The sequence below is a fragment of the Mycobacterium sp. E2497 genome, from assembly GCF_001668695.1.
Taxonomy (GTDB): Bacteria; Actinomycetota; Actinomycetes; order Mycobacteriales; family Mycobacteriaceae; genus Mycobacterium.
In genome coordinates, this window is record NZ_LZKD01000176.1 from 34,515 (window position 1) to 51,520 (window position 17,006).

Annotated in this window: 16 protein-coding genes; 6 read left to right on the top strand and 10 right to left on the bottom strand. The window is 66.0% G+C overall.

Features of this window, described 5'->3' with window-relative positions; genetic code table 11:
• The first annotated feature begins 61 nt into the window (after window positions 1-61).
• Both A5713_RS16025 and A5713_RS16030 read left to right on the top strand, forming a co-directional pair.
• Window positions 62-1,198 carry a phosphotransferase family protein gene (locus A5713_RS16025; RefSeq protein WP_068097050.1) on the top strand — a complete coding sequence of 379 codons (1,137 nt, stop codon included), beginning with the start codon at window positions 62-64 and terminating at the stop codon, window positions 1,196-1,198.
• Entirely contained in the window at window positions 1,198-2,313 is a 1,116-nt protein-coding gene (locus A5713_RS16030; protein ID WP_068096964.1) for a hypothetical protein, read from the top strand. The genes A5713_RS16025 and A5713_RS16030 overlap by 1 nt, the downstream gene beginning before the upstream one ends.
• A gap of 87 nt (window positions 2,314-2,400) precedes the next feature.
• Here the strand turns inward: A5713_RS16030 and A5713_RS16035 are convergent, their stop codons facing one another.
• The 7 genes from A5713_RS16035 to A5713_RS16065 all read right to left on the bottom strand — a co-directional run bounded on the left by A5713_RS16035 (window position 2,401) and on the right by A5713_RS16065 (window position 9,385).
• On the bottom strand, window positions 2,401-3,849 hold the full coding sequence (locus A5713_RS16035) for an aldehyde dehydrogenase family protein (RefSeq protein WP_068096967.1): 1,449 nt from the start codon (window positions 3,847-3,849) through the stop codon (window positions 2,401-2,403).
• Window positions 3,850-3,951: 102 nt separating this feature from the next.
• Window positions 3,952-4,893 carry an alcohol dehydrogenase catalytic domain-containing protein gene (locus A5713_RS16040; RefSeq protein ID WP_068096969.1) on the bottom strand — a complete coding sequence of 314 codons (942 nt, stop codon included), beginning with the start codon at window positions 4,891-4,893 and terminating at the stop codon, window positions 3,952-3,954.
• A gap of 10 nt (window positions 4,894-4,903) precedes the next feature.
• Entirely contained in the window at window positions 4,904-5,506 is a 603-nt protein-coding gene (locus tag A5713_RS29245; RefSeq protein ID WP_068096971.1) for a nuclear transport factor 2 family protein, read from the bottom strand.
• Window positions 5,503-6,054 carry a nuclear transport factor 2 family protein gene (locus tag A5713_RS28790; RefSeq protein WP_197516387.1) on the bottom strand — a complete coding sequence of 184 codons (552 nt, stop codon included), beginning with the start codon at window positions 6,052-6,054 and terminating at the stop codon, window positions 5,503-5,505. The genes A5713_RS29245 and A5713_RS28790 overlap by 4 nt, the downstream gene beginning before the upstream one ends.
• A gap of 56 nt (window positions 6,055-6,110) precedes the next feature.
• Window positions 6,111-7,277 carry a zinc-binding dehydrogenase gene (locus tag A5713_RS16055; RefSeq protein ID WP_082972990.1) on the bottom strand — a complete coding sequence of 389 codons (1,167 nt, stop codon included), beginning with the start codon at window positions 7,275-7,277 and terminating at the stop codon, window positions 6,111-6,113.
• A 31-nt stretch (window positions 7,278-7,308) separates the two neighbouring features.
• Complete coding sequence (locus tag A5713_RS16060; protein WP_068096977.1) at window positions 7,309-8,145, bottom strand: mycofactocin-coupled SDR family oxidoreductase; 837 nt, start codon at window positions 8,143-8,145, stop codon at window positions 7,309-7,311.
• A gap of 52 nt (window positions 8,146-8,197) precedes the next feature.
• Window positions 8,198-9,385 carry a cytochrome P450 gene (locus A5713_RS16065; protein WP_068096981.1) on the bottom strand — a complete coding sequence of 396 codons (1,188 nt, stop codon included), beginning with the start codon at window positions 9,383-9,385 and terminating at the stop codon, window positions 8,198-8,200.
• A gap of 207 nt (window positions 9,386-9,592) precedes the next feature.
• Between A5713_RS16065 and A5713_RS16070 the strand changes: the two genes are divergently transcribed.
• The 3 genes from A5713_RS16070 to A5713_RS16080 all read left to right on the top strand — a co-directional run bounded on the left by A5713_RS16070 (window position 9,593) and on the right by A5713_RS16080 (window position 12,746).
• On the top strand, window positions 9,593-10,261 hold the full coding sequence (locus tag A5713_RS16070; RefSeq protein ID WP_068096984.1) for a TetR/AcrR family transcriptional regulator: 669 nt from the start codon (window positions 9,593-9,595) through the stop codon (window positions 10,259-10,261).
• Between the two features lie 72 nt (window positions 10,262-10,333).
• A complete protein-coding gene (locus tag A5713_RS16075) occupies window positions 10,334-11,581 on the top strand; it encodes a cytochrome P450 (RefSeq protein ID WP_369804475.1) in 1,248 nt (415 codons plus the stop codon).
• Window positions 11,582-11,600: 19 nt separating this feature from the next.
• Complete coding sequence (locus tag A5713_RS16080) at window positions 11,601-12,746, top strand: LLM class flavin-dependent oxidoreductase (protein WP_068097056.1); 1,146 nt, start codon at window positions 11,601-11,603, stop codon at window positions 12,744-12,746.
• A gap of 377 nt (window positions 12,747-13,123) precedes the next feature.
• On the opposite strand, the gene A5713_RS28345 is transcribed toward A5713_RS16080, so the two are convergent.
• Complete coding sequence (locus A5713_RS28345) at window positions 13,124-13,285, bottom strand: hypothetical protein (RefSeq protein WP_197516388.1); 162 nt, start codon at window positions 13,283-13,285, stop codon at window positions 13,124-13,126.
• Between the two features lie 213 nt (window positions 13,286-13,498).
• Here A5713_RS28345 and A5713_RS16085 point away from each other — a divergent pair, with 213 nt between their 5' ends.
• Window positions 13,499-14,149, top strand: coding sequence for a TetR/AcrR family transcriptional regulator (locus tag A5713_RS16085; RefSeq protein WP_068096990.1), 651 nt, complete (start codon window positions 13,499-13,501; stop codon window positions 14,147-14,149).
• Window positions 14,150-14,338: 189 nt separating this feature from the next.
• Here the strand turns inward: A5713_RS16085 and A5713_RS16090 are convergent, their stop codons facing one another.
• A complete protein-coding gene (locus A5713_RS16090; protein ID WP_068096993.1) occupies window positions 14,339-15,697 on the bottom strand; it encodes an LLM class flavin-dependent oxidoreductase in 1,359 nt (452 codons plus the stop codon).
• A 4-nt stretch (window positions 15,698-15,701) separates the two neighbouring features.
• Window positions 15,702-16,940: an MFS transporter gene (locus A5713_RS16095; RefSeq protein ID WP_082972995.1), complete on the bottom strand. Its 1,239-nt coding sequence runs from the start codon at window positions 16,938-16,940 to the stop codon at window positions 15,702-15,704.
• Window positions 16,941-17,006: the final 66 nt, after the last annotated feature.

Below are 17,006 nucleotides of genomic sequence, written 5' to 3' on the forward strand. Positions count from 1 at the left end.
CGTATCGTAATTGCCGCGCCGACGTCTCGACGAGTTGAAGGCTCAAAGAATGGAGGCCCCGGTGGCCAACGAACCCGTGCTCGACAAGGTCGACCGGCTTCAGCGTTCCAGCCGAGACGTCACGACGCTACCCGCGGTGATGTCGAACTGGCTCTCGACCGTCCTGCCCCCCGGCGCGGAGCCGGAGGTGACCGTCGAAAGCGGCGTCGACTCGACGGGAATGTCCTCGGAGACCATCATCCTGACGGCCCGTTGGCGCCAGGACGGCAAGCCCACCGAGCAGAAGCTGGTGACCAGGGTGGCCCCGGCCGCCGAAGACGTCCAGGTGTTCCCGACCTACCGGCTGGACCACCAATTCGAGGTCATCCGGAAGGTCGGCGAACTCACCGACGTCCCCGTCCCGCCGGTGCGCTGGCTCGAGCCCACCGGCGACGTGCTTGGCACCCCCTTCTTCGTGATGGACTACGTCGAAGGTGTGGTGCCCCCGGACGTGATGCCTTACACCTTCGGCAACAACTGGTTCGCCGACGCGCCGGCCGAGCGCCAGCGGGAACTGCAGGACGCGACCGTCGGGGTGCTGGCCAAGTTGCATTCGATCCCCAACGCGGAGAACGCGTTCGGCTTCCTGACCGACGACCAAGCCGGCGACACCGCGCTGCGCCGGCACTTCAACTGGGTGCGGTCGTGGTACGACTTCGCGGTGCCCGACATCGGCCGCTCGCCGCTGCTGGAGCGGACCTTCGCCTGGCTGGAGGACCATTGGCCGGCCGACGCGGCCGCGCGTGAACCCGTGCTGCTGTGGGGCGACGCACGGGTGGGCAACGTGTTGTACCGCGACTTCGAGCCGGTGGCGGTGCTGGACTGGGAGATGGTCACCCTCGGCCCGCGCGAGCTCGACGTGGCGTGGATGATCTACGCGCACATGGTGTTTCAGGAGCTGACCGGGCTGGCCGGGCTGCCGGGCCTGCCCGAGGTGATGCGCGAGGACGACGTCCGCGCCACCTATCGGCGGCTGAGCGGCGTGGAAGTCGGTGACCTGCGCTGGTTCTACGTCTACTCCGGCGTCATGTGGGCCTGCGTGTTCATGCGCACCGGCGCGCGCCGGGTGCACTTCGGGGAAACCGAGAAACCCGACAACGTCGAGTCGCTGTTCTACCACGCCGGGTTGATGCGCAGTTTGATCGGAGAGGACCACTAATGCTCGGACCGCTCGACGAGTTCCCGGTTCATCAGGTTCCGCAGCCGATCGCCTGGCCGGGCTCCTCGGACCGCAACTTCTACGACCGCTCCTACTTCAACGCCCACGACCGCACGGGCGACATCTTCGTCATCAGCGGCATCGGCTACTACCCCAACCTGGGCGTCAAGGACGCGTTCTTCCTGGTTCGGCGCGGAGACACCCAGACCGCGGTGCACCTGTGCGACGCGATCGACCAGGACCGGCTCAACCAGCACGTCAACGGCTACCGGATCGAGGTCATCGAGCCGCTGCGCAAACTACGGTTGGTCCTGGACGAAACCGAAGGCATCGCAGCCGATCTCACCTGGGAAGGCCTGTTCGACGTCGTGCAGGAGCAGCCGCACCTCATGCGGTCCGGCAACCGGGTGACGCTGGACGCCCAGCGGTTCGCCCAGCTCGGCAGCTGGAGCGGCCGCATCGCCGTCGACGGCGAGGAGATCGCCGTCGACCCCGCGGTCTGGCTCGGCAGCCGCGACCGGTCCTGGGGCATCCGGCCGATCGGCGAGCCCGAGCCCGCGGGCCGGCCGGCCGCCCCGCCGTTCGAGGGCATGTGGTGGCTGTACGTGCCGATGGCGTTCGACGACTTCGCCATCGTGCTGATCATCCAGGAAGCGCCCGACGGCTTCCGATCGCTCAACGACTGCACCCGGATCTGGCGCGACGGACGCGTCGAGCAGCTGGGCTGGCCGCGGGTCAAGATCCACTACCGGTCGGGCACCCGGATCCCCACCGGGGCGACGATCGACGCCACCGCCCCCGACGGGACGCCGGTGCGCTTCGACGTGGAGTCCAAGCTGCCGGTGCCCATCCACGTCGGCGGCGGCTACGGCGGCGACTCGGACTGGCTGCACGGAATGTGGAAGGGCGAGAAGTTCGTCGAACGCCGGACCTACGACATGACCGACCCGGCGATCGTCGCGAGGTCCGGCTTCGGGGTCATCGACCATGTCGGGCGCGCCGTGTGCCGGGACGGCGACGGCGAACCCAAAGAGGGTTGGGGCCTCTACGAGCACGGCGCGCTGGGCCGCCACGACCCGTCCGGGTTCTCCGACTGGCTCACCGTCGCCCCCTAGCCGGCCCGCCGGGGTACGCCTAGCCGCGTTAAGGCACTCTCGACGTGAAAGGACCGGCTCGGATCGGCCGTGTCGGACTAGCGGAAGTCAGTGGCTGATGTAGACGGCCTTGGTGTTGAAGTACGCTTCGAGACCCTTGCGACCACGCTCGGCGCCCCATCCGGATTCTTTGTGCCCGCAGATCGGCATTGAGGGGTCTGCTCCGAGAGCGCAATTCACCCAGATCTGGCCGCCGCGAAGCTCGTTGACGATGCGGTGCGCGCGGCCGAGGTTTTCGGTCCATATGGCGCCGGCCAGCCCGTAGCGGGTGTCGTTAGCGGCGGCGAGCACCTCGTCCTCGTCGTCGAACGGAATCACACAGCCGACCGGCCCGAAGATCTCCTCCTTGATCAGCCGCATGTCGGGGGTGGTGTTGGTGACGATCGTCGCCTCGTAGAAGTAGCCCTTGCGGTCCATCGGCTTGCCGCCGGTGATGACCTGCGCGCCGCCGGCCACACCGTCGTCGACGATGCCTTTCACTCGTGAGCGCTGTTTCTCGCTGATCAGCGGTCCGAGAACGGAATTGGGATCGTCGCTGCCTCCCATCGGCAACATTCTGGCAAACGCGGCCAGGCCGTCGACGACCTGGTCGTAGATGCCGCGTTGAACGTACATGCGCGACGTGCAGGAGCAGTTCTGCCCGGAGCCGGCGAGCAGACCCATGCCTGCGCCCACGATGGCCTTGTCGAGGTTGGCGTCGTCAAACATGATCAACGGCGACTTGCCGCCAAGTTCGAGGGTGAGGCGTTTGAGGTTGCCTGCCGCCGCCTGGACGATTAGCCGGCCGACTTCCGTGGATCCGGTGAACGAAATTTTATCGACGTCGGGATGGGCGGTTAGTGCCGCGCCGGTGGTCTCGCCGTAGCCGGTAATGACATTGAGGACACCGTCGGGCAGCCCAGCCTCCCGGAAGATCTCTTCGAGCTTAAGTGCGGTGAGCGGGGTCTCCTCGGCAGGCTTGAGGACCGCGCTGCAGCCCGCGGCGAGTGCCGGTGCGACCTTGACCATCGCGACGTGAAAGGGTCCATTCCAGGGAATGATCAGGCCCACGACGCCGACCGGTTCCAGCTGTGTGAAGGTGTGGTAGTTCTCGAAGTGTCCGAGCAGGCCGTCGGACACGAGATTGGCCGACTCGCCGTGGATCTTGCCGACCCAGCCGGCGTAGTAGACCAATACGTCGAGTGACACCTTGATGATCTGCTTCGCCGCCGCCGCGGTCATACCGTTGTCGCGAGACTCGAGTTCGGCCAACTCATCGGTGCGCTCTCTGATGATGTCGGCGGCGCGGAAGAGCACCTGCGCCCGGTGCGCGGCGGGCAGCTTGCGCCACGCCACCGATTCGAATGTCTCGCGCGCTCGGGCGACCGCCGCGTCGACGGCCGCCTCGTCAAAGTCCCGGATTTCGGCGATCTGTTCCTCGGTGGACGGGTTGAAGACCGGGATGGTCGCCGAGGTGGGACTCCCGACCGTGGATTTGGTGTCGCTGGCGTTACTCATCGGCGTTCTTCCTTTCGTTTGCACCATCCCGGCGTCAACAAGCTCGGGTCGTTGGCCTGCGGATCGAAGGGGCGGTGCGGATGGTTATTGTCGGAACTGCTTTTAGTCCATCGCTGCGACAAAGCGGCCGACGGCATCACCGTTCTTGAGCCGCTCCAGAGCGTCCGGGATATCGTCGAATGTGATTGTGGTGGCCAAGATTTCGAGATCGCCGGTGGCCATATGGTTGAGGACGGGTTCGATGGTGCCGGGATGGCCACCGCGGGCGCCGTGAATCGAGACTTCCTTGTAGACCAGTTCGGCGATGGGAAGGGTAGCTTCGGTGCGGCCCAGTCCGACTTGCACGACGCGGCCGCCAAGGCGCACGGCGCTGATTGCGGCGGCGGTTGTGGTCCCGAAGCCGGCGAAGTCGACGATGATGTCGAGGTTGTACTGTGCGAGATCCTTAGCGTCCTCGACGATGTCGAGAAGCCCGCGCTCCCACGCGGGGTCCCAGGCCTTGCGGTTGGGTTCCGCGCCGTACACCTGCGCGCCGGCCAGCACGGCAAGGCGTGCGCCGGTCATGCCGAGCCCGCCGAGTCCGATGATGCCGACACGTTCGCCGGCCTGCAGTTTTCCGACGTCCATGACTGCGCCGTAAGCGGTTTGGCCGGCGTCGGTGGCGGTGGCGCCCTGGCTGAAGTCGACAGTGTCGGGCAGGATTATCAGGCCGCGGGCTTCGGCAAGGCATTTCGTGGCGAAGCCTCCATCGGTCGCCCAGCCCGGTGCGAAACTTTCCGGTCCGCCGATGACGACCCGGTCGCCGGCTTTGACCTCGCTCACGTCGGGCCCGATCTCGCCAACCACGCCAGCGACCTCGTGGCCCAGAATCATCGGTAAGTGCGGGAGCAGCGCGGTCAAGGTGCCGTCGATGAAGCCGACGTCGCTGTGGCAGATGCCGGCCGCGCGGACGTCGATGACGACCTGTCCAGGACCGGGTGTCGGGTCGTCGCGCTCGACGTATCGCAGCGGTTCGTTGACTGCGGTGAGTTGCCAGGCTTTCATAGCGATCCTTTCATGGGCGTGCGGAGGCGTCGTGCGGTCGGCGATTAGTACCGCCGGCTCCGGACTGATCGAGGCGTTCGGTGGTGGCCTTGCTGATGCCGGAGGCACCGCCGGGTGCCTCTTCCCATGTCTGCTGGGGCGGCCAGCGAAGCCGGTCATAGGCGGGGTCGTCGCGGTTTCGGGTTGCTCGCCAGTAGGTGGACGCGTCGCCGGGGACCGTGGCATCGGGCACGACACGCCTATAGGTGAGCTTCCAAGTGGCACCGGATCGCTGGAAGTAGTCGATGTAGCGGCCGTAGGCCGGGTGGGCGCCCAGGCCGTGCATCACGAAATATGTTTCGCCCCAGGCTTGGTCGCCGTCGATGTCCACCACCGATTGGCCGAGGAGGTGGTGCGTGGGTGGGATGGGGCTGGCGCACAGGTAGGCGGCGAAGTCTTGGCCGCTGCCCTTGAAGGCGCCGTGGTCGTCGAAGGAGGGATCCGAGTAGCAGGCGGCGATGGCAGCTTCATCGAGGCGGTCCATGGCTCGGCACAGGCGCGCCACCAGGTCGGTGAGTTCGCAGGTGGTGATCCACCGGTCGGCGGTATTGCCGGAGGAAGCGGGGGCGCTCATTGGGGCGACTCGTGCGGCGGTGTCGAGCCCTGGCCGCCGCCGCGCAACGCCGACAGGATGGCGAGTTTGTTGTTCGCCGCGGCGCGGTGCAGGGAGTTGGTGGCGCGCGGCGGGGCGGGCTCGGCGTCGAGGCCCATGACCTTCGGGTTGCCCGCGGACCAGATGGTGCGGCATGTGCGGTGGCTGATCCTCCATCCCTGGGGGGTGCAGGTGAGTCGGTCGTCGTACCAGCCGCCGGACTCGAAGATGCTGCCTTCGGGCTGGTCGGCGAAGAAGCGGCCGTGCACGTAACTCAGGCAGTGCGCGTGCTCGGCCGTTGCCGTCACGACGTGGTTGGTGGTGGTGTGGCAGGTCGCCAGGTAGGGGGTGTGAATTTTGGCGAACGCCGTTGTCAGCGTGGACAAGTCGGTCCAGCGGGTGCCGCCGCCGAAGTCCACGACGGCGTCGGGGGTGAACACGTCGTCGAAAAGGTCCCATTGCTGGGTGTCGACAGCCAGCGCGTAGAGATTGATGGTCGTGATGATGGCGTTCGTGGCGTCGTTGCTCACGTGGGGTTCTCCTTGCGTGGTCTGGCGCTCGCGGTTGCGGGAAAAGGATTCTGCGATCACGGGTTTGGGGTGATCACATATTTGCCGCCGGTAGTTTGTCGGCTGTAGCCCAGCATCGCCTCTCGCTCCAGCGCACCGGTGAGGGTGACGCTTCGGTGGTGGGCGGTGCTGAACGTGGTGAAAATTTCGTCGATCACGCGTTGTCGCAGCACAGCGGTGCGTTCGGTGCCGGCGCGGGCCAGGATGTCGGGCATGACCCAGCCGCTCACTCCCCAGAACATCCCGTAGTTGTCGTGGTGCAGGACCGTGGGGGATCGATCCAGGTGGCCGTAGAGGTAGACGTGTGTGCGCTCGGGAGAGCCGAAGGGACTGTAGGTCGATTGGCGGGATCGCGCGGCGGCCTCCATCGCGGTGAGCAGATCGCCGGCCATCGTCGAACCTCCGATCGCGTCGAAGGCGACGGTGGCGCCGGTGACGGTGACTGCGGCCAGCAGGTCATGGGTGAACGTCGGCTGGCTGGAATCACAGACGTGTTGGGCGCCCAGGGAACGCAAGAGCGACGCCTGTTGTGGCGAGCGCACCACGTTGACCAAGGGGAGGTCGTCGGCCAGGCAGATCTTGACCAGCATCTGCCCGACCGTGGAGGCGGCGGCGGTGTGGATGAGTCCGGTGTGTCCGTCCAGGCGTACCGTTTCGGTGATGGCCAGGGCGGTCAAAGGGTTCACCGACATGGACGCGGCCGCTGTGAGGTTGGCGTCGTCGGGCAATACGGTGCACTCTCGCGCCGACACGGTCTGATATTGCGCAAACATCCCGGCCGCTCGCGGCGCCACAGCGACTTTGCGGCCCAGTAGGTCACGGGCGGCCGCGCCGGTGGCGACCACCACGCCGGATCCCTCCTGACCGACACGCAGAGCCTGCGGTCTGGGGTTGCGCGGACGTGTGCGCGGCAGCGGGATCTGGACGCGCGGGTGCTCGGCCGAGCCTGTGAAGCGTGCCTGGTCGACGTCGGAGTCGCCGAGCATCGCCATGAGGTCGGAGGGGTTGATCGGGGCGGCCTCGATGCGCACGACGACCTGCCGTGGCGACGGATCGGCAACGACGACATCCTCGATGCTGAGTTCGACGGTGTCGTCATTCGTCGACGAGGTGATGGCCAGCGCGCGCGCCGGATAGGCCGCTCGATTGTCGAGCAGCGCGGTGGGGGGGTCGTGGTCGACCATGGCGTCCTTACTGTGTGAGCGAGCAGCCGCGCTATTTGAGGCAGCTGCCACCGTCGACGGGCAGGGTGATTCCGGTGATGAATCGGGATTCGTCGGAGGCCAGGAATAACACGGCGTTGCTGATGTCTCTGGGCTCCACCCAGCCGATCGGCAGGGTGTGCATGAGCTGGCCGACCACCAACATGTCGTCGGGACCCGGGTTGTCCAGATCGGGCCGGAACAATTTCATCGTGGGTTCGTTCATGAACAGCGGAGTGTTGACGTTGGTGGGGTGCACCGAGTTGACCCTGATGTTGCGCGCGCCGAGTTCGACGGCGAAGGCGCGCATCAAGCCGACCACGCCGTGTTTGGCGGCGACGTAGTGCCCGGTGTGCGGGTAGGCCTTCAGGCCGCCGACCGAGCTCGTGAGGATGATCGAACCGCCTTTGCCGCCCGCAATGATATGTGGCGCACTGGCTTTCACGGTCTTCCAAACTCCGGTGAGGTTGATGTCGATCATGTCGGTCCAGTCGGCTTCGCTGGTGTGGTCCAGGGTTTGACCGCCGTTGCCGATGCCGGCGTTGGCCACGATGATGTCTAGACCGCCCAGTTGCTGCACACCGGCGTCAACGGCGGCTTTGAGCGCGTCGTAGTCGCGGACGTCGACCTCGGCAGTGACGATGCGTCGGCCGAGGTTCTTCACCAGGTCCGCGGTCTCGGCGAGATCTTCCGGTGTGGCCAGCGGGATTGTGACGGTGTCGACCTGCTTGCAGATGTCGACAGCGATGATGTCGGCGCCCTCCTCGGCCAGCCGTAGCGCGTGGCTGCGGCCTTGGCCGCGGGCGGCGCCGGTGATGAAGGCGACTTTGCCTTCGACACGTCCAGTCATTCTTGATCACTCCTACAGATCTGGTCGTCTCCGATGTATTTGTCGAGTAGGTCTATGCCACGGTGACCGGTAGCGAAGACCATCCACGGGCCAGTGAGGTGGTGGTGTATCGGGCGCGAGACTCGTCGACATGCCATTCGGGGAATCGGCTAAGCACCTCGTCGAGCGCAAGGCGTCCTTCAAGCCGGGCTAGGGCGTTGCCCATGCAGTAATGGGTGCCGACTCCAAAACACAGGTTCTGACAAGGTTTTCGGTGAATGTTGAAGGTGTCTGCGTCAGGAAAGCGTCGATCGTCGCGGTTGGCTGACGCGAGCAGGGCGATCACCACGCTGCCCTCGGGGACGGTTTGTCCGTGGATGTCGACGTCGCGGGTGACGTAGCGGGCGACGTGCACCGCCGGCGGCTCGAATCGAACGATCTCTTCCACAGCCGGCCCCAACAGCGACCTGTCGGAGACCAAGTCGCGTCTTTGGTCGGGGTGGTCGGCGAGGAGTTTTCCTGCGGCGCCGATCATTCGGGTCGTCGTATCGGCGCCCGCGGTGGCCACGACGGTGAGGTAGAGCAACACCTCATCGCGTGACAATCTGCGAACCGTCCCGTGCTCGTCGGTGAATTCCGCCGTGAGCATCTCTGTCAGAAGGTCATCAGAGGGATTTTGGATGCGCCAATCCAAGTAGTCAGAGAACACTTCCCCGCTCGCGAGCCCAACCAGGGGTTGCCCCGGCTCGCTGTCGAGCGTGGACAGGCTCTGCTGAAACAGCTGGTCCTGCTCACCTTCCGGGATGCCGAACAACTTTCCGACGACACGAACCGGCAGAAGCAGACCGAGATCGGTGACGAAATCGAACTCCCCGCGCTCGCCTGCAGAGTCGAGGATGTTCGCGCAAATCTGACGGATCTGGGGTTCGAGAGCACCGACACGGCGGGGCGTGAACACCCGTGACAGCAGTGTGCGATGGATGTCGTGAACTGGCGGATCTTCGAAGATCAACAGCCCCGACGGGATCTCCATGTTGGCCCGGATGATTTCTAGGATCGCTCCGCGCGCCGAACTATAGGTGCGGTGATCGACCAAGGCAGCGCTGACGTCGTCGTACCGACTCAAGGCATAGAAGTCGTACTGCGCGTTGTAATACAGCGGTGCCTCTTCACGTAACCGCCGAAACATGGCGAACGGGTCGGTGTTCAGCTCGACGTCGTACGGGTCGTAGTAAATCGCGCTGGTCGCACTGCGGGTCATCAAGGGGCCTTTCGGAGCTGAACGGCGTGCTGCTTAGCCCGCACCTGTGTCGTGCCGCGAAGTGCTCCTGAGGGTGGGGCTGCGAAGCGCATCAACGCCATTTAAGTAAAATGTTTGACTTAGTGCAAGGGTATGCGGTTGACTCGGAACCGCGAGGGGTCGCTCAGGGCGTCCCGAAAATCGGTTGATGGCAGGCAGGAGGTCGACGTGGCCGAGGCCAGGCGCAGTCCACGGTCGGCACGCGCTGACGCGACGCGCGAGGCCATTTTGACCGCCGCCGAGCGACTTTTCGCCGAGCACGGCATCGCCGATGTCACCCACCGCCGCATCGTGGAAGCCGCCGGGCAAGGCAACAATGCCGCGGTCGCTTACCACTTCGGCACCAAGGAAGACGTAGTGCGGGCAATCGAGCGTAAGCACGCCGAACACATCGACCAGCTGCTCGCCCAGCGCCTGCTCGACGTCGGGGACTCCGCCGATCTGCAGGACTGGATCGCGTGTCTCGTGCGGCCGCTCACCGATCACCTCGACGCGCTGGGCACTCCGACGTGGTACGCCCGGTTCTGCGCACAGATGATGGCCGACCCGGTCTACTCGAAGGTGGTCACCCGAAGTGCGCTGTCCTCACCGGAATTGGGCACAGTGCTCGACGGAATCAAACGCTGCCTGCCCGAAATTCCGGCAGCGGTGCGCGCCGAGCGGGCGATGATGGCGCGGCTGCTGCTCAACCACACTTGCGCCGAATACGAAGCCGCCTTCGCCGAGGGCCGACCAGTTCCGCGGACCAACTGGGCTGGCGTCGGGGCGGCGATCGTCGAGGCGACTACCGGGTTGTGGCGCGCTCCGGTGATGGCGGCAACCGCCGGCACCGGGTAGGAGCCCGTGTCCCTGGCCCCCAGGCTCCTCTGCTGCCGCACCCGCGCAGCCGTTCGTCGTCACGTGTCGATTCTGAAAGGACTCTCAATGACCGAGACCTCCGAGCGCACGGCCGACACCGTTCCGCACTATCCGATGACCCGAGACGGCCGATGCCCATTCGACCCGCCGCAAGCGTTGCGAGACCTTAACGCCGATAAGCCGCTGCACCGGGTCCGGATCTGGAACGACACCACACCCTGGCTGGTCACCGGCCACGCCGAGGCGCGCGCACTCTACGCCGACCCCCGAGTCAGCGTCGGGGACCACCGCGAAGGGTTTCCGTACTGGAACGAGGGCATGGAAATCATGGCCAAGAAACGCGCGCCCTCGCTGGTCACCGCCGACGGGGAAGACCACACACGGTTTCGCCGCATGTTATCCAAGCCGTTCACCTTCAAACGCGTCGAAGCCATGCGACCAGTGATCCAGAAGATCACCGACGACCACATCGACGCCATGCTGGCCGGACCCAAACCTGCCGACATTGTGGCCACGCTGGCATTGCCAATTCCGTCGCTGGTGATCAGCAACCTGCTCGGCGTGCCCTACGAAGACGCGGAATTTTTCCAGGAATCGGCCACCAAGGGATTAGCCCGCTTCGCCACCGCCGGTGACGCCGCCCAGAGCGGGCGCAGCCTGTTCAAATATCTGCTGCAGCTGGTGGAAACCAAGATGGAGCAGCCCGCCGAGGACGCGGTGTCCGACATCGCCGAACGGGTCAAAACTGGCGAACTGACGGTCAAGGAGGCCGCCCAAGCGGCCAACACGCTGCTCATCGGTGGACACGAAACCACCGGCAACATGATCAGTCTCGGTGTTTTCGCGCTGCTCGAGAACCCCGACCAAATGACGTTTCTCCGCGACACCGACGATGAGAAGGCGATCGCGCGGGCCGTCGAAGAACTGCTGCGCTACCTGTCGATCATTCACAACGGGCAGCGGCGCATCGCCACCGAAGACATCGACATCGCCGGCGAAACCATCCGCGCCGGCGACGGCATCATCATCGACCTCGTTCCCGCCAACTGGGATCCCTCCGTGTTCCACGAACCGGAGCGGCTCGATCTACAACGACCAGAAGTCAACCAGCACTTGGCGTTTGGCTTCGGCCGGCATCAATGCATCGGACAGAGCCTGGCGCGGGTCGAACTGCAGATCGTGTTCTCCACGCTGCTCAAACGCATCCCCACCCTGGAGCTGGCCATACCGGCCGATCACGTTCCACTCAAACACGATCGCCTCGCCTTCGGCGCCTACGAACTACCCGTGACCTGGTGACCCGGAAGAGGGGATGACCATGACCGGATTCAAAATCGGTGTCCTGCACAACACCATCAACTCCCGCTTCGGCCCCGCCCCACTGGCCCGCGCCGACCACCTCATGGCATTGGCCTGCCGGGCGGACTCACTGTGGGTCGGCGATCACCTCAACGGGGTGCTGCCCCGCTCGATGTGGACCACCAAACACATCGGCTTGGCCAAGATCGTGCCCCAGATCGACGCGCACCTGGAACCCTGGACGATGCTCGGCCATCTCGCGTCCTCCAGCAGGATCGGCAAACTGCGCCTGGGCATTTCGGTCACCGACCCCGGACGGCGCAACCCCGCCGTCACCGCCCAAGCCGTTGCCACCCTCAACCTGCTCACCAAGGGCCGCGCCATCCTCGGCATCGGCACCGGGGAACGCGAGGGCAACGAACCCTACGGTGTCGACTGGTCCAAACCGGTGGCTCGCTTCGAGGAAGCACTGGCCACGATCCGCGCCCTGTGGGACTCCAACGGAAACCTGGTCAACCGCGACTCGGCGTTCTTCCCCTTGCACAACGCCACCTTCAACGTCCCGCCCTACAAAGGAAAGTGGCCACCGATCTGGGTCGCCGCCAACGGCCCCCGGATGATCCGCGCCGCCGGCCGCTACGCCGACGGCTGGTTTCCCGCCAGCATCACCCAACCCAAGGTGTACGGCGAGAAGCTGACCGCGCTCCGCAGCGCCGCCTCTGATGCCGGCCGCAATCCCGACGACATCACCCCGGCCGCAATACGGTTCATCATCACCGGTCGATCCTGGGACGACATCGACGAGGTGCTGGACTCCAACATCGCCAAAATTTTCATGCTCGCCTCCCCGGCGGAAGCATGGGCCCGCCACGGCGCCGAACACCCCATGGGCGCCAACTTCACCGGCGTGCAAGACCTCGTCCCCCAGACCATCGACGAAGCCACCGCGCTGCGCTACGCAGCCACCGTGCCCAAAAGCCTTCTGCAAGAACAATTCGCCGTCGGCACCCCCGACGAAGTCATCGATCAGATCGCCGAGTGGCGCGACCACGGACTGCGCTACCTCGTCGTCGGCAACGCCAGCGCCATCCAGCCCAGCGCGGCCAAGGGAATGGCCACCACCCGCCCGTATCTTCAGGTCGTCCGGGGGATCAGGAAACTATGATCTCCGCCCGCAGCTCCGCCGACGTACCCGCCGCACACCTGGAACCCGCGCCGGACGCAGGGGCGTCCACCACAAAACCGTCAGCCATGGTTTCTCGCGACGGGCGCGTCGCGGCGCGCCCGGTGCACGGCCCACCACCCAATGCGGAGGCCCTTGCCGACCTCGAGGACACGCCTCACCGCCTCGACATCGTGGCCCAGTCCGGCGCCGAGGCAATACGTCACGCCGGTGGTCTCATCTGCGATCGATCCCTGGCCGGATGGACGGTCACCGTCACCACAGTCCAGCCATGTACACGCCAAGAGCAACAAGCGCTGCGGATCCTGGGCTGTCGACACCTGCTCACTACGCCACTATCCGCTCGAACAACTCCTCATCTACGGCACCAAATCGTCATAGCCGCAGCCCTTCTCACCGACCAATACGTCCTGAACGAGCACGCCTACGACGCCCATGGCGACCGGCGAGCCGACGTGCTGATCTTCGATGATCAATTCGATTTCACCAACGCCGATCACGAGCTGAGCATCGCCGCGCACGCATTCAAAGAACACGCGCTACGAGAACTGCAGATGGATAACCTGCCAAGGAGTGTCGAACCGTTTTTCCGCCTCGACCCAACCGCCGACTCGATCAATCCAGTCCTACCTTTGCCACGGCTCCGCGGAGTCCCTGTCGCACGGTGCTCTCCGCCGCCCGGTGGCCATCCGGAACGGCGAGACGATCGACAGCAGCCGAGCAAGGAGTAGGTCATGACAACGGCAACTAACCGACACGGGCGGGCTGACTCGACACGAAACTCGATTCTCGCCGCCGCTGAAATGCTCTTCGGCACCTACGGCGTCACAGCCGTCTCACATCGCCAGATCGTGGCAGCCACGCGTCAACGCAATCATGCTGCGGTCGGCTATCACTTCGGCACCAAGACCCAGCTTGTCACGGCGATAGAGAATCTGCATCGAACAGACATTGACAGACGCCTACAAAGCCGGATCGACGATCGGTCCCGCTCCGACGATCTGACCGCGTGGATCTCATGTCTCGTCCACTCCTACACCGATCACCTTGGCTCGCTGACCATTCCATCGTGGTACGCACGTTTCTGCGCGCGCACGCTCACCGATCCGACCTACGGCCCCGTGCTGACCCGCACCGCCCTATCGTCGAGTCCACTTCGATACGTCATCTCCCAAATCTCCGAGCGGCTACCTGACCACCCCGCGGACACACTGTTCGAACGCCGAACCATGGCCCGGATCTTGCTCAACCACACCTGCGCCGACTACGAATCCGACTTCGCCGCAATGCAATCGCGACGTAAGGACTGGCAGTCGGTGGGAACCGCCCTTGTCGACACCATTGTTGGCTTATGGCTCGCGCCCGTCACCCCGCGGGACTGGTAAGTCACAGCTGTCGAGAAAACACCAAGACGCGGGCCGGTCGTCCGTCGACCCCGCCGTCCGCTCCCGACGGCACGTCGGTGCACTTCGACGTGGAGCCCAAGCTGGAATCCTGTAGGAACACGGCGCGCTGGGCCGCCATGACCCGTCCGGGTTCTCCGACTGGCTCACCGTCGCCCCCTAGCCGGCCGTTCAGCGCCGGTAGCCCGCGCCCGGGTGGTCGTCCGGAAGGAGCGGTCCCGCTCCCCCGAGCCGCTCCCGCAGGGTGCCGCTCGCCCGGTGTGCCGGCACCCGGCCGCGACGACGCAGCTCGGGCACTACAAGCTCGGCGAAGTCGACGAAGGTCCCGGGGGTGGTCACGTAGGCCAGGTTGAACCCGTCGACGTCGGCCTCCTCGACCCAGCGTTCGAGTTCGTCGGCCACCTCCCCCGGCGACCCGGGCAGCACCGGGCCGCGGCCACCGAGGCCGATCTCGTCGGCGAGTTCACGAACGGTCCAGGCGCGATCGGGATCCGCGGTGGTGAACGAGGCCAGCGCGGATCGGTTGGCCTCGGTTTGGACGTAGCGCAGCGGCTCGTCGGGCTCGAGCTCGGCCAGGTCGACCCCGGTCCAGCCGCCGAACAGGGCCAGCGCCCCGGTGGGGCTGACAAAGCGCCGGTAGTCGGCGAGTTTGGCGACGGCTTCCTCATGGGTTGCGGCGACCACCGGGGTGACCATGGTGAAGACCTTGATGGACCGGGGATCGCGGCCCAGCTCGGCGGCGGCCTGCCGCAGGGCGCGTACGGGGCCGCGCACGATCTGCGGCGTCGGGCCGGACACGAAAACCGCCTCCGCGTGCGCCGCGGCGAACCGGACACCGCGCGGCGAGGCGCCGGCCTGAAACAGCACCGGGGTGCGCTGCGGCGAGGGTTCGCACAGGAACGGGCCGGGAACAGAGAAGTACCGGCCTTTGTGCTCGATGTCGTGCACCTTCGCCGGATCGGTGAACACTCCCCGCTCCCGGTCGCGCACGACCGCGCCGGCCTCCCACGACGCTTCCCACAGCTTGTAGCAGACCTCGAGATACTCGTCGGCGATCTCGTAGCGCTGGTCGTGCGGGATCTGCGTGTCCAGCCCGAGGTTGCGTGCGGCGCTGTCCAGATACGACGTGACGATGTTCCACGCCACCCGTCCACCGGTCAGGTGATCGAGGGTCGAGAGCCGGCGCGCCAACGCGTAGGGCTGTTCGTACGTCAGCGACAGCGTGATGCCGAAGCCCAGGGTCTGGGTCACCGCCGCCATCGCCGACACCGCCGCGGTCGGGTCGTTGACCGGGAACTGCGCGGCATCGATGACCGCCGCGTCCCGCGAGGCGCCGTACACGTCGTAGACGCCCGGCACGTCGGCGAGGAACAGGGCGTCGAAGCCGCCGTCTTCCAGGATGCGGGCCAACTCCGTCCAGTATCCGAGTTCGCGATACCGGTAGCCCTGGTCCTCGGGATGGCGCCACAGCCCCGCGGATTGGTGGCCCACGCAGGCCATGTCGAAGGCATTGAGAAAGATCCTGCTCATCAGCTCACCCGATCTCGTCCGCGCGCGTCTCCCGCGCCGCAAAGGCCGCCGCGAAAGTGATCGCCGCGAGCACGCCGAAATAGCCCACGATCAGCCATGGGCTGCCGCCGCCGACCGCCAACAGGGCCGCGGCGATCAAGGGCGCGAACCCTCCCGACAGGACCGCGCCGATCTGGTACCCGAGCGACGAGCCGCTGTAGCGTATCCGGGTGTCGAACAGCTCGGCGAACCATGCCGCCTGCGGGCCGTACATGGCGTCGTGAACGACGTTGACGCCGAACACGATTGACGCGACGACCGCGACCGCCGAGCCGCTTGAAGCCGCGATGAAGAACAGCGCGAGGGCCACGACGCCGGCCAGCGCGCCGAACAGGTACGGCGGTCGCCGGCCCACGCGGTCCGACAGCAGCGCCCAGCCCGGAGTGCTCACGAAACCCAGAGCCGACGATATCGACACCGCGATCAACCCGACGCTATTGCCCTTACCGAACGAATCCTGCAGGTAGGTAAGCGAATACGTGGTCAGCAGGACGAACAGTGCGATCTGCGACAGGCGCAACCCCGTGGTGATCAGCACGTTGCGCGGCTGGCGGCGCAGCGCCTCGAACACCGGCAGACGCGAGAGCTCGTCGCGCTCCCGCAGCCGGCCGAAGACGTCGGCGTCGGTGAGCCGCAGTCGCAGAAACAATCCGATGCCGACCAGAACCGCGCTGAACAGAAACGGAATTCGCCAGCCGAACGCGAGAAAGGCTGCCGGGCCGGTCGCGCTGCGGGTCACGTAGAAGACCGACGTCGCCAGCAACATGCCTGCCGGGGAACCGAGCTGGGTGAAGCTGCCGAACAAACCGCGGCGGCCGGGCGGCGCATGCTCCACCGACAACACCGCCGCGCCGCCCCACTCGGCGCCCACGGCAAGCCCCTGCAGCACCCGCAGCGTCGCCAACAGGACCGGCGCAAGCAGCCCGGCCGTCGCATAGGTCGGCAGCAGGCCGATCGCGGTGGTGACCAGACCCATCACCAGCAGCGCGGCCACCAAAACCGCCTTGCGGCCCAGCCGGTCCCCGAAATGGCCGGAGACGACGGCGCCGATCGGGCGTGCCCCGAAGCCGGCGGCGTAGGTCGCGAAGGTGGCCAGCGTCCCCGCGGTGGGGGAAACGTGCGGGAAGAACAGCGGCTTGAAGACGAGCGCGGATGCGGTCGCGTACAGGTAGAAGTCGTACCACTCGATGGTGGTGCCGACCATGCTGCCCAGGGCGACGGTTCGCAGGTCCGGCCTGACGTCGGCTGCCGGTGCGGTGGTAATCACGTG

Excerpts from the sequence above, each read along its gene's own strand:
- A5713_RS16090 (WP_068096993.1), bottom strand. The coding sequence starts at position 15,697 with ATGAGCAGGATCTTTCTCAATGCCTTCGACATGGCCTGCGTGGGCCAC.
- A5713_RS16095 (WP_082972995.1), bottom strand. The coding sequence starts at position 16,940 with ATGGTCGGCACCACCATCGAGTGGTACGACTTCTACCTGTACGCGACC.
- A5713_RS16060 (WP_068096977.1), bottom strand. The coding sequence starts at position 8,145 with ATGACTGGACGTGTCGAAGGCAAAGTCGCCTTCATCACCGGCGCCGCC.
- A5713_RS29245 (WP_068096971.1), bottom strand. The coding sequence starts at position 5,506 with ATGAGCGCCCCCGCTTCCTCCGGCAATACCGCCGACCGGTGGATCACC.
- A5713_RS16065 (WP_068096981.1), bottom strand. The coding sequence starts at position 9,385 with ATGACCCGCAGTGCGACCAGCGCGATTTACTACGACCCGTACGACGTC.
- A5713_RS16085 (WP_068096990.1), top strand. The coding sequence starts at position 13,499 with ATGACAACGGCAACTAACCGACACGGGCGGGCTGACTCGACACGAAAC.
- A5713_RS16030 (WP_068096964.1), top strand. The coding sequence starts at position 1,198 with ATGCTCGGACCGCTCGACGAGTTCCCGGTTCATCAGGTTCCGCAGCCG.
- A5713_RS16035 (WP_068096967.1), bottom strand. The coding sequence starts at position 3,849 with ATGAGTAACGCCAGCGACACCAAATCCACGGTCGGGAGTCCCACCTCG.
- A5713_RS16055 (WP_082972990.1), bottom strand. The coding sequence starts at position 7,277 with ATGGTCGACCACGACCCCCCCACCGCGCTGCTCGACAATCGAGCGGCC.
- A5713_RS16040 (WP_068096969.1), bottom strand. The coding sequence starts at position 4,893 with ATGAAAGCCTGGCAACTCACCGCAGTCAACGAACCGCTGCGATACGTC.
- A5713_RS16080 (WP_068097056.1), top strand. The coding sequence starts at position 11,601 with ATGACCGGATTCAAAATCGGTGTCCTGCACAACACCATCAACTCCCGC.